The 26,539-nt window shown below is 32.9% G+C and carries 18 protein-coding genes and 1 pseudogene; 9 read left to right on the top strand and 10 right to left on the bottom strand.

What is annotated here, in order from left to right; translation table 11 throughout:
* Positions 1 to 104: 104 nt before the first annotated feature.
* Positions 105 to 1,157, top strand: a complete 1,053-nt coding sequence (locus ACR9ES_RS07760) for an endonuclease/exonuclease/phosphatase family protein (protein WP_435253787.1) — start codon at positions 105 to 107, stop codon at positions 1,155 to 1,157.
* A 32-nt stretch (positions 1,158 to 1,189) separates the two neighbouring features.
* Here ACR9ES_RS07760 and ACR9ES_RS07755 read toward each other — a convergent pair whose 3' ends face one another.
* The 3 genes from ACR9ES_RS07755 to ACR9ES_RS07745 all read right to left on the bottom strand — a co-directional run bounded on the left by ACR9ES_RS07755 (position 1,190) and on the right by ACR9ES_RS07745 (position 3,733).
* Positions 1,190 to 1,534: a hypothetical protein gene (locus ACR9ES_RS07755; protein WP_047790766.1), complete on the bottom strand. Its 345-nt coding sequence runs from the start codon at positions 1,532 to 1,534 to the stop codon at positions 1,190 to 1,192.
* Between the two features lie 66 nt (positions 1,535 to 1,600).
* A complete protein-coding gene (gene recJ / locus ACR9ES_RS07750; RefSeq protein WP_435253786.1) occupies positions 1,601 to 3,286 on the bottom strand; it encodes a single-stranded-DNA-specific exonuclease RecJ in 1,686 nt (561 codons plus the stop codon).
* A 21-nt stretch (positions 3,287 to 3,307) separates the two neighbouring features.
* A complete protein-coding gene (locus tag ACR9ES_RS07745; RefSeq protein ID WP_120186037.1) occupies positions 3,308 to 3,733 on the bottom strand; it encodes an OsmC family protein in 426 nt (141 codons plus the stop codon).
* A 119-nt stretch (positions 3,734 to 3,852) separates the two neighbouring features.
* Between ACR9ES_RS07745 and ACR9ES_RS07740 the strand changes: the two are divergent.
* A pseudogene (locus ACR9ES_RS07740) lies at positions 3,853 to 4,443 on the top strand (carboxymuconolactone decarboxylase family protein).
* 48 nt (positions 4,444 to 4,491) lie between these two features.
* Here ACR9ES_RS07740 and mscL read toward each other — a convergent pair.
* Genes mscL through ACR9ES_RS07725 form a run of 3 tightly spaced genes read right to left on the bottom strand, consistent with a single transcriptional unit; the run spans position 4,492 to position 6,657 of the window.
* Entirely contained in the window at positions 4,492 to 4,893 is a 402-nt protein-coding gene (gene mscL / locus ACR9ES_RS07735; RefSeq protein WP_274635303.1) for a large-conductance mechanosensitive channel protein MscL, read from the bottom strand.
* A 50-nt stretch (positions 4,894 to 4,943) separates the two neighbouring features.
* On the bottom strand, positions 4,944 to 6,047 hold the full coding sequence (alr, locus tag ACR9ES_RS07730) for an alanine racemase (RefSeq protein WP_435253785.1): 1,104 nt from the start codon (positions 6,045 to 6,047) through the stop codon (positions 4,944 to 4,946).
* Complete coding sequence (locus ACR9ES_RS07725) at positions 6,040 to 6,657, bottom strand: thymidine kinase (RefSeq protein WP_274635301.1); 618 nt, start codon at positions 6,655 to 6,657, stop codon at positions 6,040 to 6,042. The genes alr and ACR9ES_RS07725 overlap by 8 nt, the downstream gene beginning before the upstream one ends.
* 101 nt (positions 6,658 to 6,758) lie before the next feature.
* Between ACR9ES_RS07725 and ACR9ES_RS07720 the strand changes: the two genes are divergently transcribed.
* The gene (locus tag ACR9ES_RS07720) at positions 6,759 to 7,661 is read left to right on the top strand and encodes a hypothetical protein (protein WP_435253784.1); all 903 of its coding nucleotides are present in this window, start codon (positions 6,759 to 6,761) and stop codon (positions 7,659 to 7,661) included.
* 380 nt (positions 7,662 to 8,041) lie between these two features.
* Here ACR9ES_RS07720 and ACR9ES_RS07715 read toward each other — a convergent pair whose 3' ends face one another.
* Positions 8,042 to 8,869: a universal stress protein gene (locus tag ACR9ES_RS07715; RefSeq protein WP_435253783.1), complete on the bottom strand. Its 828-nt coding sequence runs from the start codon at positions 8,867 to 8,869 to the stop codon at positions 8,042 to 8,044.
* Positions 8,870 to 9,027: 158 nt separating this feature from the next.
* Between ACR9ES_RS07715 and rimP the strand changes: the two genes are divergently transcribed.
* The 3 genes from rimP to infB all read left to right on the top strand — a co-directional run bounded on the left by rimP (position 9,028) and on the right by infB (position 13,789).
* Positions 9,028 to 9,492 carry a ribosome assembly cofactor RimP gene (gene rimP / locus ACR9ES_RS07710; protein WP_435253782.1) on the top strand — a complete coding sequence of 155 codons (465 nt, stop codon included), beginning with the start codon at positions 9,028 to 9,030 and terminating at the stop codon, positions 9,490 to 9,492.
* A gap of 12 nt (positions 9,493 to 9,504) precedes the next feature.
* The gene (nusA, locus tag ACR9ES_RS07705) at positions 9,505 to 10,761 is read left to right on the top strand and encodes a transcription termination factor NusA (protein ID WP_120186099.1); all 1,257 of its coding nucleotides are present in this window, start codon (positions 9,505 to 9,507) and stop codon (positions 10,759 to 10,761) included.
* A 136-nt stretch (positions 10,762 to 10,897) separates the two neighbouring features.
* Positions 10,898 to 13,789, top strand: coding sequence for a translation initiation factor IF-2 (infB, locus tag ACR9ES_RS07700; protein ID WP_435253781.1), 2,892 nt, complete (start codon positions 10,898 to 10,900; stop codon positions 13,787 to 13,789).
* Positions 13,790 to 14,344: 555 nt separating this feature from the next.
* Here infB and ACR9ES_RS07695 read toward each other — a convergent pair.
* From ACR9ES_RS07695 to ACR9ES_RS07685, 3 genes are all read right to left on the bottom strand, one after another.
* Positions 14,345 to 16,297, bottom strand: coding sequence for a hypothetical protein (locus ACR9ES_RS07695; protein ID WP_435253780.1), 1,953 nt, complete (start codon positions 16,295 to 16,297; stop codon positions 14,345 to 14,347).
* Between the two features lie 120 nt (positions 16,298 to 16,417).
* Positions 16,418 to 19,165: a TonB-dependent receptor domain-containing protein gene (locus tag ACR9ES_RS07690; RefSeq protein ID WP_435253779.1), complete on the bottom strand. Its 2,748-nt coding sequence runs from the start codon at positions 19,163 to 19,165 to the stop codon at positions 16,418 to 16,420.
* Between the two features lie 135 nt (positions 19,166 to 19,300).
* Positions 19,301 to 21,655, bottom strand: coding sequence for a TonB-dependent receptor (locus ACR9ES_RS07685; RefSeq protein WP_435253778.1), 2,355 nt, complete (start codon positions 21,653 to 21,655; stop codon positions 19,301 to 19,303).
* A gap of 130 nt (positions 21,656 to 21,785) precedes the next feature.
* Between ACR9ES_RS07685 and ACR9ES_RS07680 the strand changes: the two genes are divergently transcribed.
* The 3 genes from ACR9ES_RS07680 (at position 21,786) to ACR9ES_RS07670 (ending at position 26,531) form a co-directional block, all read left to right on the top strand.
* Positions 21,786 to 22,445 (top strand): metal-dependent transcriptional regulator, encoded by a 660-nt coding sequence (locus ACR9ES_RS07680; RefSeq protein ID WP_435253777.1) that lies wholly within the window; start codon positions 21,786 to 21,788, stop codon positions 22,443 to 22,445.
* A gap of 26 nt (positions 22,446 to 22,471) precedes the next feature.
* The gene (locus ACR9ES_RS07675; protein ID WP_274634389.1) at positions 22,472 to 23,308 is read left to right on the top strand and encodes a ZIP family metal transporter; all 837 of its coding nucleotides are present in this window, start codon (positions 22,472 to 22,474) and stop codon (positions 23,306 to 23,308) included.
* A gap of 94 nt (positions 23,309 to 23,402) precedes the next feature.
* Positions 23,403 to 26,531, top strand: a complete 3,129-nt coding sequence (locus tag ACR9ES_RS07670) for a UvrD-helicase domain-containing protein (RefSeq protein WP_435253776.1) — start codon at positions 23,403 to 23,405, stop codon at positions 26,529 to 26,531.
* The last annotated feature ends 8 nt before the right edge of the window (positions 26,532 to 26,539 follow it).

Genomic DNA, 26,539 nt, shown 5'->3' with positions numbered 1-26,539 from the left:
CTAATTGTGTTAATATTAAGTTAAAGTTACTAAAAATGGTTTTATGTAAATTATAGATTTTGGCTTGAAAATTGTTTTTACTTTTGTTGCGTAAAATTTATTAAATGAGAAATATAGCTTTATTTTTAGTCTTAACTCTTGTTGTTTTTTCTTCATATGCACAACAAGGAGCAAAAAAATATAAAATAAGAACTGTTGGTTTTTATAATTTAGAAAATCTTTTTGATACCGAAAATGATCCTGAAAAGAATGATGAAGCAAGTCCCATCATGGAAATGAAAGGAGATAAAGAAGAGGTATATATAGATAAAATAGATAAACTTGGAGAAGTTATCTCACAGTTAGGAGCTGAAAAGACAAAAACGAGTCCAGCAATTTTAGGCGTTGCTGAGGTTGAAAACAAGAAAGTTTTAGAAGATTTAGTAGCATCGGAAAGGTTAAAAAAGAAGCGTTATAGTATTATTCATTTTGACTCTCCTGATAAAAGAGGGATTGATGTTGGGTTGTTGTATCAACCACGTTATTTTAAGCCAATTCATTTTGAGGTTTTTAATCCTAATATTTACAGTCAAAACAGAAAGGTATATACACGCGATATTTTATTAGTATCGGGTTATTTAGATGACGAGTTAATACATGTTATTGTAAATCACTGGCCATCTCGAAGAGGAGGGGAAGCGAAGAGTAGACCATTGCGTGAAAAAGCCGCTTATAAAGTGAAACAAATTATAGAAAAAATTAAGCTGAACGACCCAAATCCAAAAGTGTTAATTATGGGTGATTTTAACGATGATCCTATCAACTCTAGCTTTAAAACTGTTTTACAAACAAAGAGTAAAAAGAAAAATGTAAAAGAAGGAGATATTTATAACCCTTATGAAGATATGTTCCGTCGTGGATTTAATACATTAGGGTATAGAGATAATATTAATTTATTTGATCAAATTATGTTTACTTCTCCACTATTAGATAAGGGAGAAAAAGATTTTTTAACCTATAAAATGTTTAAATCAGGAATCTTTAATAAACGTTTTTTAACACAAAAAAGTGGTCGTTATAAAGGGTATCCTTTCAGAAGTTTCTCTTATGGAAAGTATACAGGAGGATATAGTGATCACTATCCGGTATATATGTACTTAATTAAAGAAGATAAATAATTATAGAAGGCTTGCTAATTTTGCAAGCCTTCTTAATTTCTACATAGCTCATTTAGATAATTATTCATTCTTAGTTGAAATAGTGTGCCTTTTAAAAGGTCGTCTATCTGCCACAGTTCGACTGAAGAAACTGCCATGCTAACTTTATTAGAAGGTGTTTGTAGTAGAATGGATCTACAGTCTTTACCTTTACTACAAGTAGCGCAGTTTTTTTGAAGTTTTGAATCAGTAACTTTTTCTAAAAATAATTCAATTTCTTCTTCAGTTAAATGAAAACCTGTATCTCTAAATATTAATTGAACTAGCTTAGAGTTGTTATCTTTCCAGTGAAATGAAATACCTATGTTGTTGTCGTATATTTTAGTAATTCCGTCCATAACTATATTTTATTACCGTAACAAATATATAAGATTATTTGGAATTATTCTAAATAAAAGTAATAGCTATTTTAAGTCTTTTAAAATCAATTGTATAGTTGTGTGTCCGTTCCATGTGTTTTCATCTAAAGTATATACAATGTCAAAATCGTTTTGAGCGATGGCTATTTTATTTCCTAGACCAAAACCTATGGCATTATATGTTTTTTGGTCTGAACCATAAATAAGGTTTAGTTTTAAATGACTTTTGTCTGCGCCAACTTGTTTACCATATCCATTATCTCTTACTGCTGAAGTAGTAAAAATTGGTTTCATGTTTAGCGGACCAAAAGGTGCCATTTGTTGGATGATGCGGAAAAACTTCGGAGTAATTTCTGATAAGTCAATCTCAGCATCAATAGTAATTTCTGGAGTTAGTAAGTTTTTATCAATAGTAGCTTTAACTACTTCTTCAAACTTATTTTTAAAATTTTGATATTGCTCGGGTAATAAAGTTAAACCCGCTGCATATTTATGTCCACCAAACTGTTCAATAAATTCTGAGCATTCTTCTAAAGCATTATATACATCAAATCCTTTTACTGAACGAGCTGAGGCAGCCAATTTTTCACCACTTTTAGTAAAAACCAAGGTAGGTCTGTAGTAAGTTTCTGTTAAACGAGAAGCTACAATACCAATGACTCCTTTGTGCCAATTTTCATCAAAAACAACTGTGGTGTAATTTTCTTGTTCGTTGTTATTTTTAATTTGAAGTAAGGCTTCTTGTGTAATTGCTTTGTCCAGCTCCTTTCTATCAGAATTGAACTTTTCAATTGCAGCAGCAAACTCAACTGCTGAATCAAAATCCATTTCGGTTAACAGTTCAACAGCATAGTTTCCGTGTTTCATTCTCCCAGCAGCATTTATTCGAGGAGCAATGATAAAAACTACGTCTGTAATGGTAAGTTCTTTTTTTTGCAATTGATGAATAATAGCCTTAATACCATTTCTAGGTTGTGAATTAATGACTTGTAATCCATGATAAGCTAGAACTCTATTTTCCCCAGTCATTGGAACAATATCAGCTGCAATTGCAGTAGCTACTAAATCTAAATACGGAAGTAAGTCTTCAATAGTTTGATTTCTTTTTGAAGCTAAGGCTTGAATCAATTTAAAACCAACACCACAACCGCAAAGCTCATCATAAGGGTAGTTACAGTCTACTTGCTTAGGGTTTAAAACAGCTACAGCTTTTGGAACTTCACTTCCAGGTTTATGATGGTCGCAAATAATAAAATCGATATTTTTTTCAGTAGCGTAGGCAACTTTATCAATAGCTTTAATTCCACAGTCTAAAGCTATGATAAGCGAAAAACCATTGTCTTCAGCAAAATCAATTCCTTGAAAAGAAACACCATATCCTTCATCATACCGATCAGGAATATAGGTTGCAATATTAGGGTGAATTGTTTTTAGGTAAGAAGACATCAACGAAACGGCTGTAGTTCCGTCAACATCGTAATCGCCAAAAACTAAGATATTTTCGTTATTAGTAATAGCAGTTTCTATACGTTGTACTGCGAGCTCCATATCCTTCATTAAAAAAGGATCGTGTAAATCGCTCAATGATGGACGAAAAAATAGTTTCGCTTCATCAAAAGTTTCAATACCGCGTTGCACCAAAATTTTAGCCAAGGTAGTATCTATAGCTAAATCTTTGGCTAATTGTTTTACTTTAGTGGTATCTGGTTGCGGTTTTAGTGTCCAGCGCATAGCAATTTGATCAAAAATAAATTAGTTGTTATGTAAATGAATAGCGGTAGTTACATCAGCAAATTTTCTAAACATTTCCATAACGCCACAGTACTTTTCAATTGATAAATCTACAGCCTTGTTAATTTTTTTCTCGTCTAAATCACTTCCGTAAAAATGATAATCTACTAAAACTTTATGATAATATTTTGGATGCTCTTCGGTTAATTCACCAGTAACAACAATTTTAAAATCATCAATTTTTACACGCATTTTTTCTAGCATAGGAACGATGTCTAAACCAGAACAACCTGCTAATGAAGAAAGCATCATGGCTTTAGGTCGTAACCCAGTATTATTTCCTCCATGTTCTTCAGAAGTGTCAATTACTATTGAATGCCCACTTGGGTTGTCGCTTTCAAATTGCATGTTTTCTTTCCAAACGGTTGTAACTGTGTTTGTTGCCATATCTTGATAATTTTTTGTTTATTGCATCAATAAGTCAATATGTATTTCGACTTATGTGTTTAAATAGTAACACAAACTTACAGTAAAAAGTTAGTATTAAAAACTTAAAAAATAAAACCATGCCTTTAGTAACTCCTTTAGATCCAAATCATGATGCAGAAACAAAACAGTTGTCTGATTTTTATAATGAAACCTTAGGTTTTTGTCCGAATTCGGTTTTAACAATGCAATGACGTCCAGAAATTTCCAAAGCATTTATCAATTTAAATAAAGCGGTAATGGCTAATCAAGGTCGTGTAACGTCAGCGTTAAAAAGGACGATTGCTTGGGTAAGTAGCAATGCTACAGGTTGTCGTTATTGTCAAGCTCATGCCATTCGTGCAGCAGAACGTTATGGGGCTGAACAAGAACAGTTGGATAATATTTGGGAGTATAAAACACATCCAGCATTTTCTGATGCTGAACGTGCTGCATTAGACTTCTCATTGGCAGCTTCTATGGTTCCGAATATGGTAGATGAAAACATAAAAGAAGGGTTGTATAAGTATTGGGATGAAGGTGAAATAGTTGAGATGTTAGGAGTGATTTCTCTTTTCGGATATTTGAATCGTTGGAACGATTCTATGGGAACAAGTATTGAAGAGGGTGCTGTTGAAAGTGGAGAGCAGTATTTAGGAAAACATGGTTGGACTCAAGGGAAGCATATATAAAAATAAAAGCTCGCATTTGCGAGCTTTTTTATTAAGTATTTAACTGAATTATTTTTTTAATAAATCTCTAATTTCAGCTAATAATTCTTCTTGACTAGGTCCTTTTGGAGCTTCTGGAGCTGGTTCTTCTTTTTTCTTCATTGCGTTTACAGCCTTCACAATCATAAACATAACAAAGGCAACAATAATAAAGTCGATAACATTGGTTAAAAATTCACCGTACATTACAGCAACTTCTCCTGTTACTTTTCCAGCTTCATCAGCAACACCATCTTTAATTACATATTTTAAGTCTTTAAAGTCAGCATTGAATAATAAGCCAATTAATGGAGAAACGATTCCTCCTGTAAACGAAGCAACTACTTTGTTAAAAGCAGCACCCATTACAAAACCTACTGCAATGTCAACTAAATTACCTTTCATTGCAAAGTCTTTAAACTCTTTAAGCATTCCCATATATTTGATTTTAATAGTTAATTGAATTGAAAAGTATAAAAAAATTAGCGTTTTACCAATCTTTTTATACGTTGCGATAAAGCAGTAAGTATTTCATACGGAATAGTTTCACTCTTGTGAGCCATGTATTCCACATGTTGTTGATGGTTGAAAATTATAACTTCATCTCCTTCGTTACAATCAATTTTTGTAACATCAACCATAATCATATCCATACATACATTTCCGATAATTGGAGCTGGTTGATTGTTGATGAAAACAAATCCATTCTTATTACCTAATCTTCTCGAAATACCATCCGCATGACCAATAGGAATTGTGGCACTTCTAGTGGTTTGATTAGCAACAAAAGCTCTATTGTAACCCACAGTTTCACCAGGCTGAATCAAGTGAATTTGAGAAATGATAGATTTTAACGTATGGGTGTTTTTTAATTGAGCGGTTTCTTGCTCATCGTTTCCAAATCCGTACAATCCTATTCCTAAACGAACCATATCAAATTGCGCTTGTGGATAATTGATAATTCCAGAAGTGTTTAAAATATGGATCATAGGTTCGTAACCTAAATGCTTGTAAACTTGTTTTACTATGTAGGCAAAGTTGTTAATTTGTCCAACTGTAAAATCTCGTTCATAAGGATCTTCACTAGCTGCTAAATGAGAGAAAATAGATTCTACTTTAACGTTGTTTGATTTTTTCAGTTCTGCAATTAAAGCAGGAACATCAGTATGCCAAAACCCTAATCTGTTTAATCCAGTATTAAATTTTATGTGAATAGGGTAATTCATTAAAGGAGTTTGATCGGCTAGTTTCATAAAAGCATCAAATATTTTGAAACTATACAAACTAGGCTCAAGTCGATATTTTACAATTTCCTCTAAATTCTGAATTTGTGGCTGCAACACTAAAATAGGAGTTTTGATTCCTGCTTCACGTAAAGCAATTCCCTCATTTGAATATGCTACGGCAAAATAATCAACTTGATCTTGTACGATTTTGGCAATTTCTACAGATTCACTTCCATAGCCATACGCTTTAACAACCGCTAAAATTTTGGTTTGAGGTTGTAGTTTTTGTTTAAAATAAGCAAGATTGTGTAGTACAGCTTGCGAATCAATTTCTAAAACGGTAACGTGATTGTTATTCATTATTGGTGTCTTCTTCTTTATTACGAGCTTGTTGCTCTTTCATGGCTTTGTAATATGCAGCTCTACTTAATGGTTCGTATTCTTGGGTTTCACCTAAAAATACTAAGTCATCACTTTGTGCTTTTCTATAACTATAGTGGGCTAAATTTCCTGTACGAGTGCAAACAGCATGTACTTTGGTAACATATTCAGCAGTAGCCATTAATGCAGGCATAGGACCGAATGGTTTTCCTTTAAAATCCATATCTAAACCAGCAACAATAACACGAACTCCTCTATTAGCTAAGTCGTTGCATACGGCAACTATTTCATCGTCAAAAAATTGCGCTTCATCTATACCTACCACATCAACATCGTTAGCTAATAACCGAATGTTAGAAGATGCAGGAACTGGTGTAGAACGAATTCTATTTTCATTGTGTGATACTACTTCTTCGTCATCATAACGAGTATCAACTGCAGGTTTAAAAATTTCAACTCGCTGTTTAGCAAATTGAGCACGTTTAAGTCTACGAATTAATTCTTCGGTTTTACCCGAAAACATTGAGCCACAAATTACCTCAATCCAACCAAATTGTTCTGTGTGATTTACTGTATTTTCAAGAAACATTTTGTAATTTTAAGCTCTAATTATTGATTTTTGTATTACTTTCGAACGAGGAACAAATTTATTAAATTTTAATAGCAAAAAATCAAATCAAACGACAACTTATGCACAAAAAACTAGCATCAGATTTAACCAGTTTAGCACACAGTATCTTACAAATGAAAAATAAAGAAGATGTGTTTGAGTTAAAGCAAAAGGCATATGAAGTTTACGAAAAACTTTCGGTTTTAGCGTATGTAGAAGAGTATATAAATAATACTCCTAATCCATTAAAATCTAAAGAAGAGTTGTTACAAGATATAATGTTGGCTGAAGAAAAGCAACAAGAAGAAGTTTTGGCTAATAATTCACCAGTAAAAGAAACAGTTGTTCTTGATACAAAAGAAGATACTACAGAGGTTGTTGAAGAGGAAGTAAAAGAAGCTGTTCAAGAATTGAATGTAGAAAAATCTATAGAAGAACCTATAGAAAAGGACAGAGTTGTTCATCATTTAGAAGAAGCTCTAAAAGAAGAGTTAGAGCAGGAAGCAGATGAAATAGCGGATAAAATTATTGAAGCGATAGAAGAAGAAACGATTATAGAAGAAATCATAGAACAACCTTTTGATGAACTAGAAGAATTATTGCATGGTGATAGTGATGTGAAAAATGACGCAAAGGATGTTGGAGAACGAAAAACACCAACTCTAGAAGATGAATTGCAAGACACTATTTCGGTAGATGTAATGACCGATTTGTTTACGAAAGTAGAGCCTAAAAAAACGGTAAATGACTATTTTCAAAAAACAATACAAATTGATTTAAATGATAGAATTGCTTTTGTAAAACATTTATTTGATGGTGATCAAAACGATTTTAACAGAGTTATTTCTCAGCTCAATACTTTTAAAACAGAAAAAGAAGCGAAAAAGTTTATCACTAAAATGATAAAACCAGATTATGACTGGTCGGAAAAGGAAGAGTATGAAAATAGGTTGTTGGAAATTATTGAAAGAAGATTTGTATAATTTGTTATAAAAGGAGTATAAACTATGGTTGTACATTTTTATTAACAAACAGGTGTTGCAAGAAGTGTTAAAATATTATTGTTCATTATCACTCACACAACAAATGCTTTAAAACTGGCTTCAGTAGCAAATTAATTTAATTTTCACAAGACATACAGGAACCGATTCTTTAGGTTTTATCAAGTTTCTATAAATAAAACTAGATGAGGTTGTTATGTCAACGAACTCAATACATAAAAATTAGGAACTTCTAATGTAAAAGTGCCACGTGGAGTAGGTGCAAATCTTTTTATTCCTGAGCTAGAAAAAAGTTTGAAGAACATTACTCTTTGTGCAAGAAGCGGAAAAAACACTAGGGTTTACTAGACCCTAGTGTTTTTTTATACCTTAAAAGTTAACATAGGTCGTATGGCATTTTTTGAAAGGCTTTTGGTAATGCTTCCGTTAAAAATATGTGATAAACCACTTCTGCCGTGAGTAGCTAGAGCAATAATATCAGCATTTATTTTATTAGAAAAATTTAGAATTCCCTTTTCGATAGAAGAATCATTGTAAACGTTAATAGTGTAGTTTTTTAAATCATATTTTTTAATAAAGTTTTTAATACGTTGGCTTGTTTCTTGTGTGTTCTCAAATTTTTGAGGTGTGTTAATCCTTAATAAATGAATTTTGCTATCAAAATTACTAGCAAATTCTAAAAAACGTTCAAAAGCTTGGTTTTTTTCAGGCTTAAAACTAGAAGCAAAAACAAAGTTTTTTGGGTCAAAATTTTCTCCGTTCTTTTTAGTTGCTATAACGGGTATTTCAGAATTTCTTACAATTTTTTCAGTATTAGAACCGATAAGAATTTCTTCTAGGTTAGTATGCCCTTTGGCTCCCATAATAATGAGATCAATATTGTGTTTTTTTGCGTAGTCGCTAATACCATCATAAGGATTTTGAAAACGAATAGCGTGTTTAACAATTTCATTCCTTGAGAAAAATTGTTGTTTGTAATCAATAAGTCTGTCACGAACTTTTCTAATGTATAACATGCTTTCAGGAATACTAAAGTTAGTTCCAGCTCCCATGTCAATAATTCCAGTAGGAAGCTCAACCATGTGTAAAAGATGAACTTCGCTGTTAGCTTTTTTAGCTAGTTTCGATGCTAGTTTCGAAGCATACTCAGACGGCTTCGAAAAATCGGTGGGTACGAGTATTTTTTTCATAATAAGAAGATTTAAAGAGAGATAGTCTCTTAAATATACAAAAAACCAGCGTAAAAAGGAAAGATATTTGTGTGTTAATGAATAACTTACTATATTTGCAGCAAATTTATTAATCAGATAGATGAAGGGGACGATAGTCCCCTCTTTTTATACCTAGTATGAATCAAGAACGAGTTAAAGAATTATTACAAGAAGCCTTACAAGAAAATGAGTCATTATATTTAATAGACTTACAGTTTTTGTCAGACAATAAAATAAAAGTAATAGTAGATGGAGATTCAGGTGTACCTTTAAGCGAATGTATTCGTATCAGTAGAAAAATTGAGCACAATTTAGATAGAGAAGAAGAAGATTTTTCGTTAGAGGTAACCACACCTGATATTGCACGCCCGTTAACGGTAAAGCGTCAGTATAAAAAGAATATTAACAGAATTCTTGCTGTTAAAACAGTAACAGAAGAAGAGTTCGAAGGAACGTTAACCGAAGTAACAGAAGATAATATCACGTTACATTGGAAAGCAAGAGAGCCTAAACCAGTAGGTAAAGGAAAGCATACGGTAGAAAAAACAAAAACACTAGCGTATGAAGAAATTAAAGAAGCAAAAGTGAAGATCATATTTTAATTAGAGAATGAAATGGAAAATATTGCATTAATTGAATCATTTTCGGAGTTTAAAGATAATAAGAGTATAGACAGGGTAACCCTAATGTCTATCTTAGAAGAAGTATTTCGTGCAGCCTTAAAACGTAGGTTTGGGTCAGACGATAACTTTGATATCATCATCAACCCTGATAAAGGAGATTTAGAGATTTGGAGAAACCGTGTAGTTGTGGCTGATGGGATGTCTGAAGATGATAATGAGGAAATAGAACTTTCTGAAGCAAGAAAAATAGAACCAGATTTTGAAATTGGTGAAGACGTATCTGAAGAAGTTAAGTTAATTGATTTAGGAAGACGTGCTATTTTAGCATTACGCCAAAACTTAATTTCTAAAATACACGAGCACGATAGTACGAATGTATTTAAGCATTTTAAAGACTTAGAAGGAGAAATTTATAGTGCAGAAGTACATCATATTCGTCATAATGCTGTAATTTTGTTGGATGACGAAGGAAATGAGATTGTTTTACCAAAGAGTGAACAAATTCGTTCTGACTTCTTTAGAAAAGGAGATGCTGTTCGTGGAGTTATTAAATCAGTAGAATTAAGAGGTAACAAACCAGCAATTATATTGTCTAGAACTTCGCCTGCATTCTTAGTAAAGTTATTTGAACAAGAAATTCCTGAAGTTTTTGACGGTTTAATTACTATTGAAGGAGTAGCAAGAATACCAGGAGATAAAGCAAAGATTGCTGTAGATTCGTACGATGATAGAATTGATCCTGTTGGAGCTTGTGTTGGTGTAAAAGGTTCTCGTATTCACGGTATCGTTCGTGAATTAGGAAACGAAAACATTGATGTAATCAATTACACAAAGAATGAGCAGTTATTCGTAGCAAGAGCATTAAGTCCTGCAAAAGTAACTTCTGTAGAGATTGAAATGTTTGATGAAGAGAAGAATGGTAAAAAAGGACGTGTAGAGGTTTTATTAAAACCAGAAGAAGTATCAAAAGCAATTGGTAGAGCTGGGGTTAATATTCGTTTAGCAAGTGAATTAACAGGTTACGAAATCGACGTTAAGAGAGAAGGAATCGAAGAAGAAGATGTAGAATTAACAGAATTCTCTGATGAAATCGAAGCTTGGGTAATTGAAGAATTCAAGAAAATAGGTTTAGATACTGCGAAGAGCGTTTTAGAAAAAGACGTATCAATGTTAGTACAAAGAACCGATTTAGAAGAAGAAACTATTTTAGATGTTCAACGAATTTTAAGAGAAGAATTCGAAGATTAACATATAAATAATAAAGAGGAAGCCAGTATCCTTTGTAGATTTGCTACATAAAATCTGGCAAAAAGTAGAAAAAAAGCATAACTATACGTTTTGCGTGTAAAGTGTGTTTTTTCAATAAAAAAGTATAAAACAATATATGGCTGAAGGCAAAAAATTAAGACTAAATAAGGTTTTAAGAGAATTAAACATTTCTTTAGATAGAGCTGTAGAACACTTGGCTAAAAATGGTCATGATATAGAAGCTCGCCCTACTACCAAAATATCAGACGAAGAATATCAAATTTTATTTGATGGATTTCAAACTGATAAATCTAAGAAGGTGGCCTCTAAAGAAGTTAGCGAAGAAAAGAGAAAAGAAAAAGAGGCAATTCGTCAGCAATTAGAAGAGGAACAAGAAAAGAAGAGATTAGAGGAGGAAGCTAAAAAACAAGAAGTTTTAAAAGCCAAAGCTGAAAAACTAGAGATTAAAACTGTAGGTAAAATTGATGTTGAAACAGGTAAGGCTGTAGAAGACAAAGTAGAAGAGCCTGTAGTAGAAAAAGAGGTTGAAGCTCCTAAAAAAGAAGAACCTGTAACTGTAGTAGAGAAAGAGGTTGAAGCTCCTAAGAAAGAAGAGCCTGTTAAGGTAGAAGAACCAGTTAAAGCTGAAGAAAAAAAGCCAGAGTCTCAAAAAGTAGAGCAGCCTAAAGAAGTGAAGCCAGTTGAAACTCCAAAAAAGGAAGTAAAAGCTGAAGAGCCTAAGCAAGAAAAGAAGCCTGTTGAAAAAAAGGTGGAAGAAGTAAAGCAACCTACAAAAGAAGTAGAAATTACTCCAGAAAATGCTGAAAAAATTAAAACTCAGTATAAGAAATTAGAAGGTCCTAACTTTACAGGTCAAAAAATTGATTTAAAACAATTTGAAAGACCTAAGAAGAAAAAGCCAGAAAATAAAGGCGCTGCTACAAATGATGCAGATAAGAAAAAGCGTAAAAGAATAAGTAAGCCTGCCGGAACAACAGGAGCTGGTAACAACGCATCAAGACCAAACCAAGGTCAAAATCGTGGGGGTCAGAGTCGTGGAGGTCAAAACCGTGGTGGACAACGTGGTGCAAGAGGAAGGCAAAATGTAGCTCCGAAAGAAGAGTTAACAGAAGCACAAATCCAAAAGCAAGTTAGAGAAACCTTAGAAAAACTTCAAGGAAAATCTAAAAAAGGAAAAGGTGCCAAGTATCGTCGTGATAAGAGAGATGCACACCGTCAACAATCAGAAGCAGAATTACAAGCAGCACAAGCAGAAAGTAAAGTATTAAAAGTTACTGAGTTTGTTACGGTAAGTGAAGTTGCAACGATGATGGATGTTCCTGTTACACAAATTATTTCTACCTGTATGATGTTAGGAATGATGGTAACAATGAACCAACGTTTAGATGCTGAAACTTTATCAATTGTTGCAGAAGAATTTAACTACACAGTAGAATTCGTAGGTGCAGAAGTAGAAGAAGCAATTGAAGAAGTAGAAGATAGTCCAGAAGATTTAATTACTCGTGCACCGATTGTAACCGTAATGGGTCACGTAGATCACGGTAAAACTTCGTTACTAGATTACGTTCGTAAAGCTAATGTAATTGAAGGAGAATCTGGAGGAATTACACAGCACATTGGTGCATATTCTGTAAAAGTAGGAGATCAAAGAATTACATTCTTAGATACACCAGGTCACGAGGCCTTTACAGCAATGCGTGCCCGCGGAGCTCAAGTTACCGATTTAGTTATTATCGTAGTTGCTGCCGATGATGATGTAATGCCACAAACAAAAGAGGCAATTGCTCACGCACAAGCAGCAGGAGTACCAATTGTATTCGCGATTAACAAAATAGATAAGCCAAACGCAAATCCAGACAATATTAAAACACAACTTTCTTCTATGAACTTATTAGTAGAAGATTGGGGAGGTAATATTCAATCTCAAGAGATTTCTGCAAAAACAGGACAAGGAGTTGATGATTTACTAGAAAAAGTATTGTTAGAAGCAGAAGTATTAGAGTTAAAAGCAAACCCTAATAAAAATGCTAACGGAGCTGTAGTAGAAGCCTTATTAGATAAAGGTAGAGGATATGTTTCTACGATTTTAGTACAAGCAGGTACCTTAAAAATTGGAGATTATATCTTAGCAGGAAAACATAGTGGTAAAGTAAGAGCTATGTTTGATGATAAAGGTAAAAAAGTAAAAGAAGCTGGACCTTCAATGCCTGTATCAATCTTAGGTTTAGATGGTGCGCCACAAGCAGGTGATAAGTTCAATGTATTTGATGATGAGCGTGAAGCTAAACAAATTGCAGCTAAACGTTCTCAATTACAACGTGAGCAATCTGTAAGAACGCAGAAAACATTAACATTAGCAGAGATTGGACGTCGTATTGCATTAGGAGACTTTAAAGAATTAAACATCATCTTAAAAGGAGATGTGGATGGTTCGGTAGAAGCCTTAACAGATTCATTCCAAAAATTATCTACTGAAGAAATTCAAGTAAATATTATACATAAAGGAGTTGGAGCAATTACAGAGTCTGACGTATTATTAGCAACTGCATCTGATGCAATTATCGTTGGGTTTAACGTACGTCCGCAAGGAAATGCACGTGCCGTAGCCGATAGAGAAGAAGTAGATATCAGAACATACTCAATCATCTATGACGCAATCAACGACTTGAAAGATGCAATGGAAGGAATGTTGTCTCCTGAAATGAAAGAAGAAGTTCTTGGTAATGTTGAAATTAGAGAAGTTTATAAAATTTCTAAGGTTGGTAACATTGCAGGATGTATGGTGATGTCTGGTAAGATTACAAGAGATTCTAAAGTTCGTATTATTAGAGAAGGAATTGTTGTTCATGATGGTGAATTAACTTCGTTAAAACGTTTTAAAGATGATGTTAAAGAAGTAACGAAAGGATACGATTGTGGTCTTCAAATTAAAGGATATAACGACATTCAAGAAGGTGATGTTATAGAAGCTTACATTGAAGTAGCAGTGAAGAAAAAGCTTAAGTAAGAACACTTACAAAGCGATAAATATAAGACGTCTCATTATTAATAAGGCGTCTTTTTTTATGTTTATAATTAAAGAAGTCATTATTATGAAAAACCTAATAATCATTTCTAAGACCTTTTTATGTATGATGAATCGTGTAGTGCAAAACATCTTTAAAACTTTTATACGATCGCTTATGAAGCGCAAACAAGAGGTAGTTTAATACAAATAACTGTTGATGATAATAAGGTAACTTATAAAACAAATCAAGAAAATGAAACAAAAGAACTTTCAAAAGAACAACTTAAAGAGTTAAAAAAAGTAGTAGATGAGTTAAATATAGAAGAAATAGGAAGCGCTTAATTGCACCGAGTGAAAAAAGAATAACTGATGGAGCCTTACATACAGAATTCACCATAAAATAGGAGATAAGGAATATAAATCGATTACGTTTGATGCAGGAAATCCCTCAACAGAATTAAAAAAGATAGAAGATTTACTTTACAGTATTTCTAATATAAAGGAATAAAAAAACCGAGCAATTTGCTCGGTTTTTAGTTTTATAATGCTTGACTACTATAATCCAGCTTGTCTCCAAGACCAAGTTGAGATATCAACTTTAGTTCCTGTTTTATAATCAGCAGTAGTTGAAGCGTCAGCTCCATCTATTTGAACGTTAGATAAAGCACCACCGTCTACCATGTCGATATTTTTATCATATCCTTCTAACCAAATGTTAGTAATAGTAGCTCCAGAAGTCTTTTTAAACTGTAATGCAGTACCACCAACAGTAGAGATTGCAGTTAAGTTTTCGAATTGTGGGTTGTTATTTACTTTGTCACCTTCAAAAGCAGTTGAAAAACCAGAAATAGTGTGAGAAATGTAAGTGTTAGTTACTTTTCCATTCCATCCTTCAGTCCAATCTACTGAATCATCTTCGTTGTTTTCTAAGTATAAATTTGTAGCAGAAACAGTTCCTCCGAAAAACTCTACACCGTCATCAGCTCCGTTAATAACCGCGATGTTATTAACCGTTGTACCAGAACCAACAGAATAGAATGAAACTCCGTTATATTGAGAATCGATGTTAATTTGCGCACCAGTTCCTTTGATTACTAAGTATTCAATAGAACCCGAGTTATCTGTGTCATCAGAACCACCGTAGATAAATCCACCTACTTCAGCAGTTACACCAACACCGGCACTTGTAGTAGCTTTACCACAAATAGTTAAACCACCCCAGTCACCTGGTTGTCCGTTAGCAGAAGTCATTACTACAGGAGCTTCAGCAGTACCATTTACGTTAATTTTACCACCTTGTAAAACAGCGATATATACATCTGTTCCTTTAGGGTCAACGATAATTTTTGTACCAGCTTCAATATTTAAAGTAGCCCCATCTTTTACGATATAAGACCCTGTTAAGTTATAAGTCTTATCAGCAGTTAACGTTACGTTACCAGTAACCTCTCCTACTAAAGGAGTAATTTCAACAATTTCTCCGTTAATGAAAGACCAAGAAGAAATATCAACTTTAGTACCAGCAGTATACTCAGCATCTACTTGAGCAGCTTCACCATCGATAATAACGTTTGCTAAAGGACCATCATCTTTCATATCGATGTTTCTGTCATATCCTTCTATGTGTAAGTTTGTAATTGTAGCACCAGATTGCTTCTTAAATTGTAAAGCAGTACCACCTACAATAGACTTAGCTGTTAAGTTAATTAACTTAGGGTTTTTGTTGTCTTTATCAGCTTCTACAACAGTTGAGAAACCAGCTTTAGTATTTACTACATAAGAATTTTCAACAGTACCATTCCACCCTTCTGTCCAGTCAATAGCATCATCTTCTAAGTTTTCTAAGTAGATGTTTTTAGCAGAAACAGTTCCTCCGAAGAATTCAACACCGTCATCAGCTCCGTCAAAAACAGCAATGTTTTCAACAGTAGTACCAGATCCTACAGCATAGAAAGAAACTCCGTTATACTGAGATTCAGTGTTAATTTGAGCACCAGTACCTTTAATTACTAAGTTTTTGATAACACCTGAATTATCATCATCTTGAGTACCACCATAGATGAATCCACCAACTTCAGCAGTAACATTTGTTCCTGCGGTAGTCGTAGCTTTACCACAGATTGTTAAACCACCCCAGTCTCCTGGTTGTCCTTCAGAAGAACTCATAACTACAGGACTAGAGTTTGTACCGTTAATATTGATTTTACCACCTTGTAAAACTGCGATATATACATCAGTTCCTTTAGCGTCTGCAACAATACTAGTTCCTGCAGGAATAGTTAATGTAGCACCATCTTTAATAATGAATGAGCTAGTTAATGCATATGAAGGATTTGTTAATGTAAAATCTTCAGCTAATTCACCACTCATGATTCCGCTTTGTAATTTTTCTACAACATCAGAAACATCTGGAGGTAAAATTGCAGGATCATCACTACCACAACTTGTAAAAGTTAAAGCTGCTACAGATAAAGCTGCTATACTTAAAAATTTAAAAGGTCTTTTCATTTTTTTATTTCTTTGTTTAATTTTCGTTAGGCAAATTAATAACCTGTATTTTGTGTTTCTTTTAATTGAATATTAATTGATTGTTATATAAAGCAAGTAATATTAAATTAGGGTTAACTACTAGAAATTATAATTTAAGCTTAAAGTAAGTTGTCTTCCTTTTTTGTATGATAATACAGTTTCATTAGTCTCAATTAAGGTGTTAAGGTCTCTAACTAATTGAGTTTGTTCAATTTTAGGGTCTAATAAGTTTTTACCAACTAACTTGGCAGTAAATCCTCTAAAAATTTGTTTACTAACAACAAAATCTAGAGTAACAAACCCTTTTTCAATGATTTCATCATTGTAAAGTGTTGTACTGTTGTTAAAATCTTCTGGAGCACCTAATGCATAGATTTTATCAGAAGCATAGTTACCTGTTAATGTAGCTGAAAACGCATTTTCTTTATGGTCTGAATAGCTTAAAGATCCGTTAACAATAAAGTCAGAAGCTCCTTGTAATTCAGATTCAGATTTTCCTTTGAATTGATACTTAGGGAATAAATCTTGGTTAAACCACATTTTAGTTAAGTTCGCTGTAGCATTTAATATAGCTTTATCATCTTCATTTTTTAAGATGTCTAATCTACCTTCAAGCTCAAAACCTAATATATTGGCTTGATCTCCTGTGTTAAAAAATTTGAAGTAACCTGATGAACCTTGGTCTTGTGTTAAGTTAATTGGGTTGTTGATTTGTTTATAGAAAGCTGTAGCCGATAATAACTGACTTCTGCTTGGGAAAAATTCCCATTTTAAATCAATATTATAAACATCAGATTTTTCTAAGTCTTCGTTACCACCAATTACACGACCTGTTGGAGAAACATACTCGAAAGGAGATAATTCTTTAAACTCAGGTAAAGTTTGTGTTACACTTGAAGCAAAACGGATAAAGTTTCTATCGTTTAATTCATACTTTAAGTTTACACTTGGATATAAACTTTGATATGTTTTGTTTGTTGATCCAAATCTTCCTGGACGGTTCCCCACATTCCAAGCCATATCAATTTCATCTCTTTCAAAACGTAAACCAATGTTACCAGATAAATTATTGTCAAATTTAAAATCGAAATTAGTGTAAGCAGCTAAAACGAATAATTCACCTTTATATAAATCTGGTTGTTGCTCTCTTAAGATTAAACCAGAGTTTGTTCCTTGTTGTAAAGTTCCTGAGATTTCATCAACAGAAGGTGCAGTAAAATCTTTAGCTCTGAAACCTACGAATAAAGAGTTAAAAGTTCTTTCTTTTTTACGGAAGTTTAAACCGTAGTTTAATTTGTAAGGTTTGTCTTCATACTCATCTGCTGTTTGACCTAAAGACCATTGGTTTTCAACAAAAGCATTGTATTCAGTATCTTCAATTTTCTGAGAAGATTTTCTTTGTTGGTAATCTCCAACGTGTGCAAACTGGATTAAAGGACTAGAATCAATATCTAAAATATTTACTTCGTTTCTAATACGGTTTGGTTCTTCTGCTAATACAAAGTTATATCCAGCAGCCCAATTTAATTGGTTGTTTTTGTTCCATTTGTGTTCACCCATTAATTGGTTAACAAACATAGTAGTTTGTTTAAAGTTTTGGTCTCTCACAAACGCCCCATTTTCTTGTGGGTCTTGGTCGAATACATATCCTTCACCATTTCTACCTTGTTCGTATAATCCGTCTTCACCTTTGTTTACAAATAAAGTGTTATACTTTAATTTGTTGTTGTCATTTAATTTTAAATCAACTCTAACATAACCTGTAGAGTTTGTTTTAGCGATAAAGTTTTCAACATCAGTAAATGAATTATTTAATACGTTTGATCTATAAGATTTAAAAATACCATTTCTGTATTCTGAAGACTTAGAGTGAGATGCAGAAGCTAATATTTTCCATTCTTTGTTAAATAAGTTAAACCTTTTTGCTCCTGATAATGAAGCTCCATAGTTAATAGGTGTTTCAGCTTTCTTAGTATCCCATCCTTGGATAGTCATAAGGTTTTGAAGAGCAAATTGTTTTTTGTGGAATCCAAAAGTTACATCATCACTTATAATAGTTTGTCTGAAGTTGTCTACTTCGATCGCATTTGTGTTAACACCACCACTTACACCAATAGAAAACATATCTTTTGTGTATTCTTTAGAAGAAATATCAACATTTCCTGAGGCTTGATCAGCGTAACTTGAAGTAGCGTATGTTTTACTAATTCCTACATTTTGAATAACATTAGTACTGAATAAACTTAAGTTAACGTTTTTGTTACTTACATCATCAGAAGGGATTGGTAAACCGTTCATTGTTGTAGATAAATATCTATCACCTAAACCACGAATGTATATGTCTCCAGATCCTTCACTTTTGTTAACACCAGAAATTTTGGTAGTGGCAGCAGCTGCATCAGAAACTCCTTTTTGAGCTAATTCTTGAGCCCCAATACTTTCTTTAATTACGGTAGCTTTCTTTTGCTCTAATAGTAAAGCACTAGATTTCTCTCTACTAACTGTTGCGTTAATTTTTACTTCATCTAAAGCAACTCCTTGGTTAGCTCCAATTTCTTGGTTTACTACAAGTGTTTCGTTTGCTTTAACAACTATAGCTCTTTCTTCTGTTTGGTATCCTACGAAACTAAAAACAATAGTTTGATTTCCTGCTGGAACACTTAAAGTGTATTTACCTTCCATATCGGTAGTAGCACCAATAGATGTTCCTTTAATAAAAACATTAGCAAAAGGCAATGCTTCACCGCTCATTTCTTTGTCAGTAACTGTACCAGTAACAGTACCTTTGCTTTGAGAAAATGCTAAATTACATAAGCTTAAAAAAGCTATAAATAATATTTTTTTCATTCTAATCTTTGAATTCTGTTTATTTATGGCGCAAAATTCAAGTTAAACAGTAAAGCTAATGTTATGTAGGAATTACGTTTATATTATTAGAATGTTTGTTTAATGTTAACTAGACTTGGTTATGTTATTTAAATGTTAATTACTTGTAAATTTCACTCCAAAAACGAAGGTTCTTGGGGTTGCAGGACCAAAAATAAAGTTGCTATCTCTATCTTTTCCTTTGTCAAATTCACTTTGATAATCGTCTAAAATGTTCTTAATACCAGCGTTAAGCTCTATATTGGTGTTAAGTTTTTCTACATTAAAAGTATAACTAGTGTTAACACCTAAGTTAAAAAATGAAGGAGAGCTAAAATATTCACCAATATTTTCATTGTTATCAGTCGGTGGATTAAAATCAGGATTAGGTATAATGTGTAAAACATCCATTTGTCCTGTGTATACTAAATTTAAAGCAGCTTTAAATTTTTGATTAGGGGTATAGGTAGCTGTAGCGTACCCGTAAGTTGTGGGTGTTCGTAAAAACTCTCTTTTAGGTGATAGATTATGAAAATTATCAACAGCTGTATTAAATTTACTAGATTGATATGTGAACCCTGCGTCTAACTGTAAAATTCCATCATAATTTAAACGGGTTTCTAAAGTAATTCCTTGCACAACAGCTCCATCTCCATTTCTTTTTTCAAAAATTTCCCCAAAATCATCTTTATCTGTAGCTTCTAAGTAAAAAGCATCTTTTAAATTGGTGTAAAAACTCTCAATGGTAAAACCATATATATAATGTTCTGTAGGTTTGTCGTAATTAAAGGAAAGTGTATAACTATTAGAACGTTCTCTTTTTAAATCATCAGCTAATACAACTCGTGATACTCCTCCACCAGCAAAAGCAATGTGTAAATCGGTGTCAAAAGCTTGCGGAGCCCTAAAACCAGTACCCCAAGTTCCTCTGATTTGAGTGTTTTTAAATGGTTTGAATAATAATGATACTCTTGGGCTTGCAACATTGTTCGTAATATTTTTTTGAGTACCATCTGTTTTAAGTGTGTTTAACGTATGGTTGTCGTATCGTATTCCTGATAGTAAATTTAACTTATCTGAAATTTCCCAATCACTTTGAAAAAAGAATCCGTAGTTTTTAGTAAGTTGATCTACTTTGTATTGGTATGCATCAATAACATCAAAAACATCGTCTTGTACAAATTCACTTCCTAGTGTGAGTACGTTGTTACCTCCAAAAAATTCTTCTAATTTATGGTTGAGTTGTAGTCCTCCTTGAAAGGTGGTTGTGGTTGAATTTCCATACGGGGGATTTGCCAAATGTGCTGTGTCTTCAGTAGTGCCAACATTTGGACGAATACCTGTGTAATGTTCTCTTCCAGTATATTGTGTAGCAAAATAGGTAATGATTGAACTTTTATCATCGTTAAAATTAATTTGATAATCAACATTTCCCACATACACGTCATGCACACGTTCTTCCGATTGCATTGCAAAATGCGGAGCATTATCAATCATTTCTCCACCATAACGATATTCATTCATTTTACTGAAGTTGATTTCTATTTTTTGATTTTCCGTTGGAAGGAAGAATAGGTTTGTTCCAAAAGAGTTGTTCTTTAACTCAGGAAGTTCAGAAAAGTTATCACCATTAGCATCATACATGGTTCTTCTTCGGTTGTTGATAAAAAATGAAGTACCTGCATTTCTATCTTCATTAACTATGGTTGCATTTCCAGTAATAATATGGTCAGAAACTCCTTTTATATTCTGATAAGTGTAACCCATACTATAATTATTTTTCTTTGGAATTTTAGTAATGACGTTTACTGTTCCTCCAATCGCACTTGAACCGTACAAAGCAGAACCTCCACCGCGAACTACTTCGATGCGTTCAATCATGTTGGTAGGTACTTGCTCCAATCCGTATAAACCAGTTAATGGACTAAAAATAGGACGACCATTAATTAATATTTGTGAATATCCGCCAGCTAAACCATTCATTCGAAGTTGTGTGTAGTTGCAAGTTTGGCAGTCAGTTTCTACACGTAAACCCGTTTGAAATTTTAATCCTTCAGATAAATTACATGCCTGAACATCTGCTAAAGTTTGACTATTGATAACATTTACAATCACAGGGCTATTCGTTCTACGTTTATCTGTGCGTGTTCCCGTAATGGTTACTTGGTCTAAAATTTCTGCGGTTTCAGTCAATATAAAATCAACTATTTTTTCTTCGGAAGAGTTTAAGGTTACTGTTTTTCTTTCAGATAAAAAACCTACGGAAGATGCAACCAAAACAAATTTACGTTTAGTGGTTTTTAACTTGTAGTTTCCATATTCATCAGTAGTTGTTCCTTTTTCTGTTCCTTTTATAAATACACTAGCAAATGGTACTATATCGCCTGATGATGTGCTGATTTTTCCTTTAATAGTTTGTCCGATAGCAATATTTGATAGCAATAGAATTGTGAAAGCAACTAGATTTTTCATCTTGAAAATAGTTTGTTGTGGTGGTTTCTAAATAAAATTTGACACAAATATAAATATATTTTTAGGTTAGTCTAAAAATATATTTGATTAAACTAAAATTTATATATTTGTACATCTAAAAAAGAATATGATGTTTAGTCAATCTGAAGAAAATTATATAAAAACGATCTATCATTTAGAAGCTGATTTTAAAAAAGGAATCAGTACAAATGCTATAGCTAAAAAGTTAGATACTAAAGCGTCATCAGTAACAGATATGATTAAGAAACTATCTGAAAAAGATGTTGTGACTTATAAAAAATATCAAGGAGTAACTTTGACTGATTTTGGAAAAAAAACAGCGGCTAATATTGTTCGTAAGCATCGATTATGGGAAGTTTTTTTAGTGGATAAATTAAATTTTTCTTGGGATGAAGTTCATGAGGTGGCTGAACAGCTTGAGCATATCAAATCTCCTAAATTAATCAACGAACTAGATGCTTTTTTAGAGTATCCTAAGAGAGATCCACACGGAGACCCTATTCCAGATAAGGAAGGAAATTTACAGATTATAGAAAAAAGTTTATTATCAACGTTGAAGGAAAATGAAATAGGAGTTTGTGTAGGGGTTGATGACAGTTCTTCAGAATTTTTACGCTTTTTAGATAAACAAGGAGTTGCTTTAGGAAAACAAATAAAGGTAGTAGAAAAAGAACCTTTTGATGGTTCTCTAGTTATAGAAATGGAAGGAAAAACACTGTCTGTTTCAAATAAAATAGCAAGTAACTTATATATTCAAAAATCACGTTAAACAACTAATAAGAGATAGTATTATAGATGGATTTATTTAATCAATTAGTAGAATTTGGGAAGGAACACCCAATTCAAGCAGCATTATATGCATCGCTTTTTACCTGGGGATTAACAGCTTTAGGAGCTAGTTTAGTGTTCTTTTTCAAAAAAATGAACCGAGCAGTTTTAGATGGAATGCTTGGTTTTACAGGAGGAGTAATGGTTGCAGCGAGTTTCTGGAGTTTGTTATCACCAGCAATTGATAATAGTCCAGGTGAAGGGTTCGTAAAAGTAATTCCATCAGCAATTGGATTTGCTTTAGGAGCTTTAGCCTTGTTCGGAATGGATAAATTATTACCGCACTTACATATTAATTTTAAAGAACATGAAGTTGAAGGTGTTAAGACGAGCTGGCATAAAACAACTTTGTTAGTTTTAGCAATAACCTTACATAACATTCCGGAAGGATTAGCAGTAGGAGTGTTGTTTGGAGCAGCATCAACGATGGTTGGAGTAGAGCAAACTGAAATGATAATCGCAGCAATTTCATTGGCAATCGGTATAGGAATACAGAATTTTCCAGAAGGATTTGCAGTGGCAATGCCGCTTCGTAGACAAGGAGTAAGTCGTTTTAAAAGTTTTTGGTATGGTCAAATGTCGGCAATTGTAGAGCCAATGGCAGCTGTTTTAGGAGCGGTAGCGGTATCGTTTTTTACACCAATTTTACCGTATGCTTTAGCTTTTGCTGCAGGAGCAATGATTTTTGTGGTTGTAGAAGAGGTAATTCCTGAAACTCAAAGAGATAAATATACAGATATTGCTACACTCGGTTTTATTGGCGGATTTATTGTTATGATGTCGTTAGATGTCGGTCTTGGCTAGAGTGTAAGCTATTTTGATAAGCATAAAATTATGATTCCTGCGAAAGCGGGAATCTTTTTTTTGGTTAAATTGCTAGCTCAATTATATTTTCATTTTGTTACAAAATCCATCAAATTTTCAGGTATATAACGCTTCGGCAGGTAGCGGTAAAACATTCACTTTAGTAAAAGAGTATCTAAAAGTTTTACTGCAATCTGAAGATATTTTCCGTTTTCAAAAAATATTGGCAATTACATTCACTAATAAAGCTGCCGGAGAAATGAAAGAACGTGTGTTGCAAAACTTAGAAGTTTTTTCAGAAGGGAAATATAACGATTTGTTAGAGGTAATTTTGAAGGAAACTTCGCTTGACAGAACTGTTGTTAAAGAGCGAAGCAAAAAATTATTAGATGAAATTCTTCGGAATTATGCAGCGTTTTCAATTACTACAATTGATAGTTTTACGCATAAAATCATAAAAAGTTTTGCATACGATTTAGGATTACCACTCAATTTTGAAGTAGAAATGGATGCAGTTTCATTGTTAAATGAAGCGGTAGATGTACTCATTTCAAAAATTGGAACCGATGAAGCTTTAACAAAGTTATTGATTGATTTTTCATTAGATAAAGCTGATGATGATAAATCGTGGGATATTTCTCGTGAACTAAACGAGTTTTCTAAAATTTTATTGAATGAAGACGATACAAAGCATTTTAGAAAATTAGCAGATAAACAGCTCGCTGATTTTACCAATTTAAAAACAAAACTATCCAAACATCAAAAAGAAATAAAAAAACGTTGGAAAGAAATTGGAGAAGAAGCGTTAAAAATGATTGAAAGTATGCATTTAGTGCATAATGACTTTTATCGTTCAATGCTGCCTAATCATTTTTTAGCGTTATCTCAAAATCCTGAAAAAGCGAAGTTTTTTGACGAAAGTGCTCTTCGAGAACGAATTGAAGAAAATAATTTTTATGCCAAGTCAAAGTCAGAGGATATAAAAGCAGCTATCGAAGGAATTTTGCCAGAGTTACTTCAATTGTATATGGAGTCGGAAAGGTTATATCAGCAATTTTTGATGAATAATTTGGCATTAAAAAGTTTGATTCCTTTAGCGGTTTTAAACAATATCAATCAAGAACTTTCACACTTAAAAGAAGAAAATAACTTACGACTAAACGCAGAGTTCAATCAGTTAATTTCTGATAATATTAAAGACCAGCCTGCACCATTTATTTACGAACGTATTGGGCAACGATTCATGCATTATTTTATTGATGAAATGCAAGATACTTCCACTTTGCAGTGGCAAAATTTAATTCCGCTGATTGACAATGCGCTAGCACAAGAAAATAGTAATTTGTTGTTGGTGGGTGATGGTAAACAGGCCATTTATCGCTGGAGAGGAGGAAAGTCAGAGCAGTTTATTGGATTAGGATCAGAAAAAGACAATCCGTTTCATATTTCGAAAGAAGTAAAAACTTTAGAAACTAATTTTAGGAGTTATGCTGAGGTAATAAATTTTAACAATCAGTTTTTTCAACATACAGCAAATTTCTTGCAAAATGAATCCTACAAACAATTGTTTATTGATGGAAATAAACAGTTAGAAAACTCAAAAAAAGGAGGTTGTGTATCGCTGACTTTTTTGGAAAAAGAAGATGAAAAAGAAGATGAACAGATAAAATATCCGAAGAAAGTTCTAGAGCTTGTCAAAAGATTAGAAAAAGAGTTTTCGCTGAATGAAATCTGTATTCTGGTTCGAAAAAAGAAAGATGGAATTGCGGTTGCAAATTATTTGTCAGAAAATGGAATTGATATCATTTCTTCAGAAACTTTATTGTTAGAAAATAGTTCTAAAGTCAAGTTTATTATGGATGTTTTACAGGTAATTCAACATCCGAATGATAAAGAAACATGCTTAGAAATGCTCTATTTTTTGCAAGAACATTTAAAAGTTACAGAACATAAACATTCGTTTATTGCCGAGTCGATTAGTCAACCTAATGAAGTCATTTTTCAACAGTTAAAAAACTACGGAACTACTTTTGAATTATCAACTTTCCATCAGCTGCCTTTTTATGAAAAAGTAGAAGAAATTATTCGAGGTTTTCAACTGATTACTTCTTCAGATGCCTATGTGCAATTTTTCTTAGATGTGGTATTAGAACAACAGCGAAGAGGAACGAGTATTCAAGAGTTTTTAGACTTTTGGTCAGATAAAAAAGATAAGTTGAGTATTGTGGCTCCAGAGAGTGGAAATGCGGTACAAGTGATGACGATACACAAATCAAAAGGATTGGAATTCCCGGTGGTAATTTTTCCCTATGATTTAGATGTGTATCGACAAGTCAATCCGAAAGTTTGGTTAGATGAATTACCCGATAATTTTGATGGGTTTAAAGAATTATTAGTTCCTTTTAATAAAGATTTGAACTATGTAAATGATCGTGGTTCGGAGATTTATCATCAGCAGCGAGAGGAGTTAGAATTAGATAATTTTAACTTGTTGTATGTTGCATTGACAAGAGCGGTAGAACAGTTACATGTTATAACCGAAAAGAAAATTTCTTCGAAAGGAGAAGAGAATACGAATTTTTACTCAGGGGTTTTTATCAATTATTTAAAAGCTCAAAATTTATGGAATGATGACCAACTAGAATATACTATTGGTATTCCTGAAAGAGTAAATGAACCCAAAGAACAGAATAACGCAACTGAAATTCAAGAAACGTTTATTTCTACTCCTTGGCAAGAGCACAATATTCAAATGTTGGCTAGTGCTTCTAAATTATGGGATACTGAACAAGGAAAAGCCATTGAGTTTGGTAACTTAATCCATGAAATGATGGCGGAAGTAACAACTAAAGAAGATGTTAAAGAAGTAGTTTTAAGGTATGAACAGCAAGGAATCCTTCCGAAAGAAAAAACAAAAGAAATAACTAAAAAGATTCGGCAAATTATAAATCATCCATTGTTACAAGATTATTTTTCGGATGAGGTAACAGTTTATAATGAACGCGAAATTGTAGATGTTGATGGTCAAATTGTAATTCCAGACCGATTGGTGTTTAATAAAGAAAACCAAGTGGTAATTATTGATTATAAAACAGGGAAGCCTTCCAAAGTATATCATCAACAATTATTAAGGTATGCGAGAGTATTGCAAACGATGAATTTTAAAGTTCAGAAGAAACTCCTCATATATATTGATGAAGAAATTTTGGTTGAAGAAGTTTAAAACCTAAC

The sequence above is a fragment of the Tenacibaculum sp. A30 genome (assembly GCF_051200845.1).
In the GTDB taxonomy this organism is placed as follows: domain Bacteria; phylum Bacteroidota; class Bacteroidia; order Flavobacteriales; family Flavobacteriaceae; genus Polaribacter.
The sequence above is the reverse complement of the archived record's forward strand: the minus strand, read 5'-3'. Positions and strand labels throughout refer to the sequence as shown.

Excerpts from the sequence above, each read along its gene's own strand:
- ACR9ES_RS07760 (WP_435253787.1), top strand. The coding sequence starts at position 105 with ATGAGAAATATAGCTTTATTTTTAGTCTTAACTCTTGTTGTTTTTTCT.
- ACR9ES_RS07755 (WP_047790766.1), bottom strand. The coding sequence starts at position 1,534 with ATGGACGGAATTACTAAAATATACGACAACAACATAGGTATTTCATTT.
- recJ (WP_435253786.1), bottom strand. The coding sequence starts at position 3,286 with ATGCGCTGGACACTAAAACCGCAACCAGATACCACTAAAGTAAAACAA.
- ACR9ES_RS07745 (WP_120186037.1), bottom strand. The coding sequence starts at position 3,733 with ATGGCAACAAACACAGTTACAACCGTTTGGAAAGAAAACATGCAATTT.
- mscL (WP_274635303.1), bottom strand. The coding sequence starts at position 4,893 with ATGCTTAAAGAGTTTAAAGACTTTGCAATGAAAGGTAATTTAGTTGAC.
- alr (WP_435253785.1), bottom strand. The coding sequence starts at position 6,047 with ATGAATAACAATCACGTTACCGTTTTAGAAATTGATTCGCAAGCTGTA.
- ACR9ES_RS07725 (WP_274635301.1), bottom strand. The coding sequence starts at position 6,657 with ATGTTTCTTGAAAATACAGTAAATCACACAGAACAATTTGGTTGGATT.
- ACR9ES_RS07720 (WP_435253784.1), top strand. The coding sequence starts at position 6,759 with ATGCACAAAAAACTAGCATCAGATTTAACCAGTTTAGCACACAGTATC.
- ACR9ES_RS07715 (WP_435253783.1), bottom strand. The coding sequence starts at position 8,869 with ATGAAAAAAATACTCGTACCCACCGATTTTTCGAAGCCGTCTGAGTAT.
- rimP (WP_435253782.1), top strand. The coding sequence starts at position 9,028 with ATGAATCAAGAACGAGTTAAAGAATTATTACAAGAAGCCTTACAAGAA.
- nusA (WP_120186099.1), top strand. The coding sequence starts at position 9,505 with ATGGAAAATATTGCATTAATTGAATCATTTTCGGAGTTTAAAGATAAT.
- infB (WP_435253781.1), top strand. The coding sequence starts at position 10,898 with ATGGCTGAAGGCAAAAAATTAAGACTAAATAAGGTTTTAAGAGAATTA.
- ACR9ES_RS07695 (WP_435253780.1), bottom strand. The coding sequence starts at position 16,297 with ATGAAAAGACCTTTTAAATTTTTAAGTATAGCAGCTTTATCTGTAGCA.
- ACR9ES_RS07690 (WP_435253779.1), bottom strand. The coding sequence starts at position 19,165 with ATGAAAAAAATATTATTTATAGCTTTTTTAAGCTTATGTAATTTAGCA.
- ACR9ES_RS07685 (WP_435253778.1), bottom strand. The coding sequence starts at position 21,655 with ATGAAAAATCTAGTTGCTTTCACAATTCTATTGCTATCAAATATTGCT.
- ACR9ES_RS07680 (WP_435253777.1), top strand. The coding sequence starts at position 21,786 with ATGTTTAGTCAATCTGAAGAAAATTATATAAAAACGATCTATCATTTA.
- ACR9ES_RS07675 (WP_274634389.1), top strand. The coding sequence starts at position 22,472 with ATGGATTTATTTAATCAATTAGTAGAATTTGGGAAGGAACACCCAATT.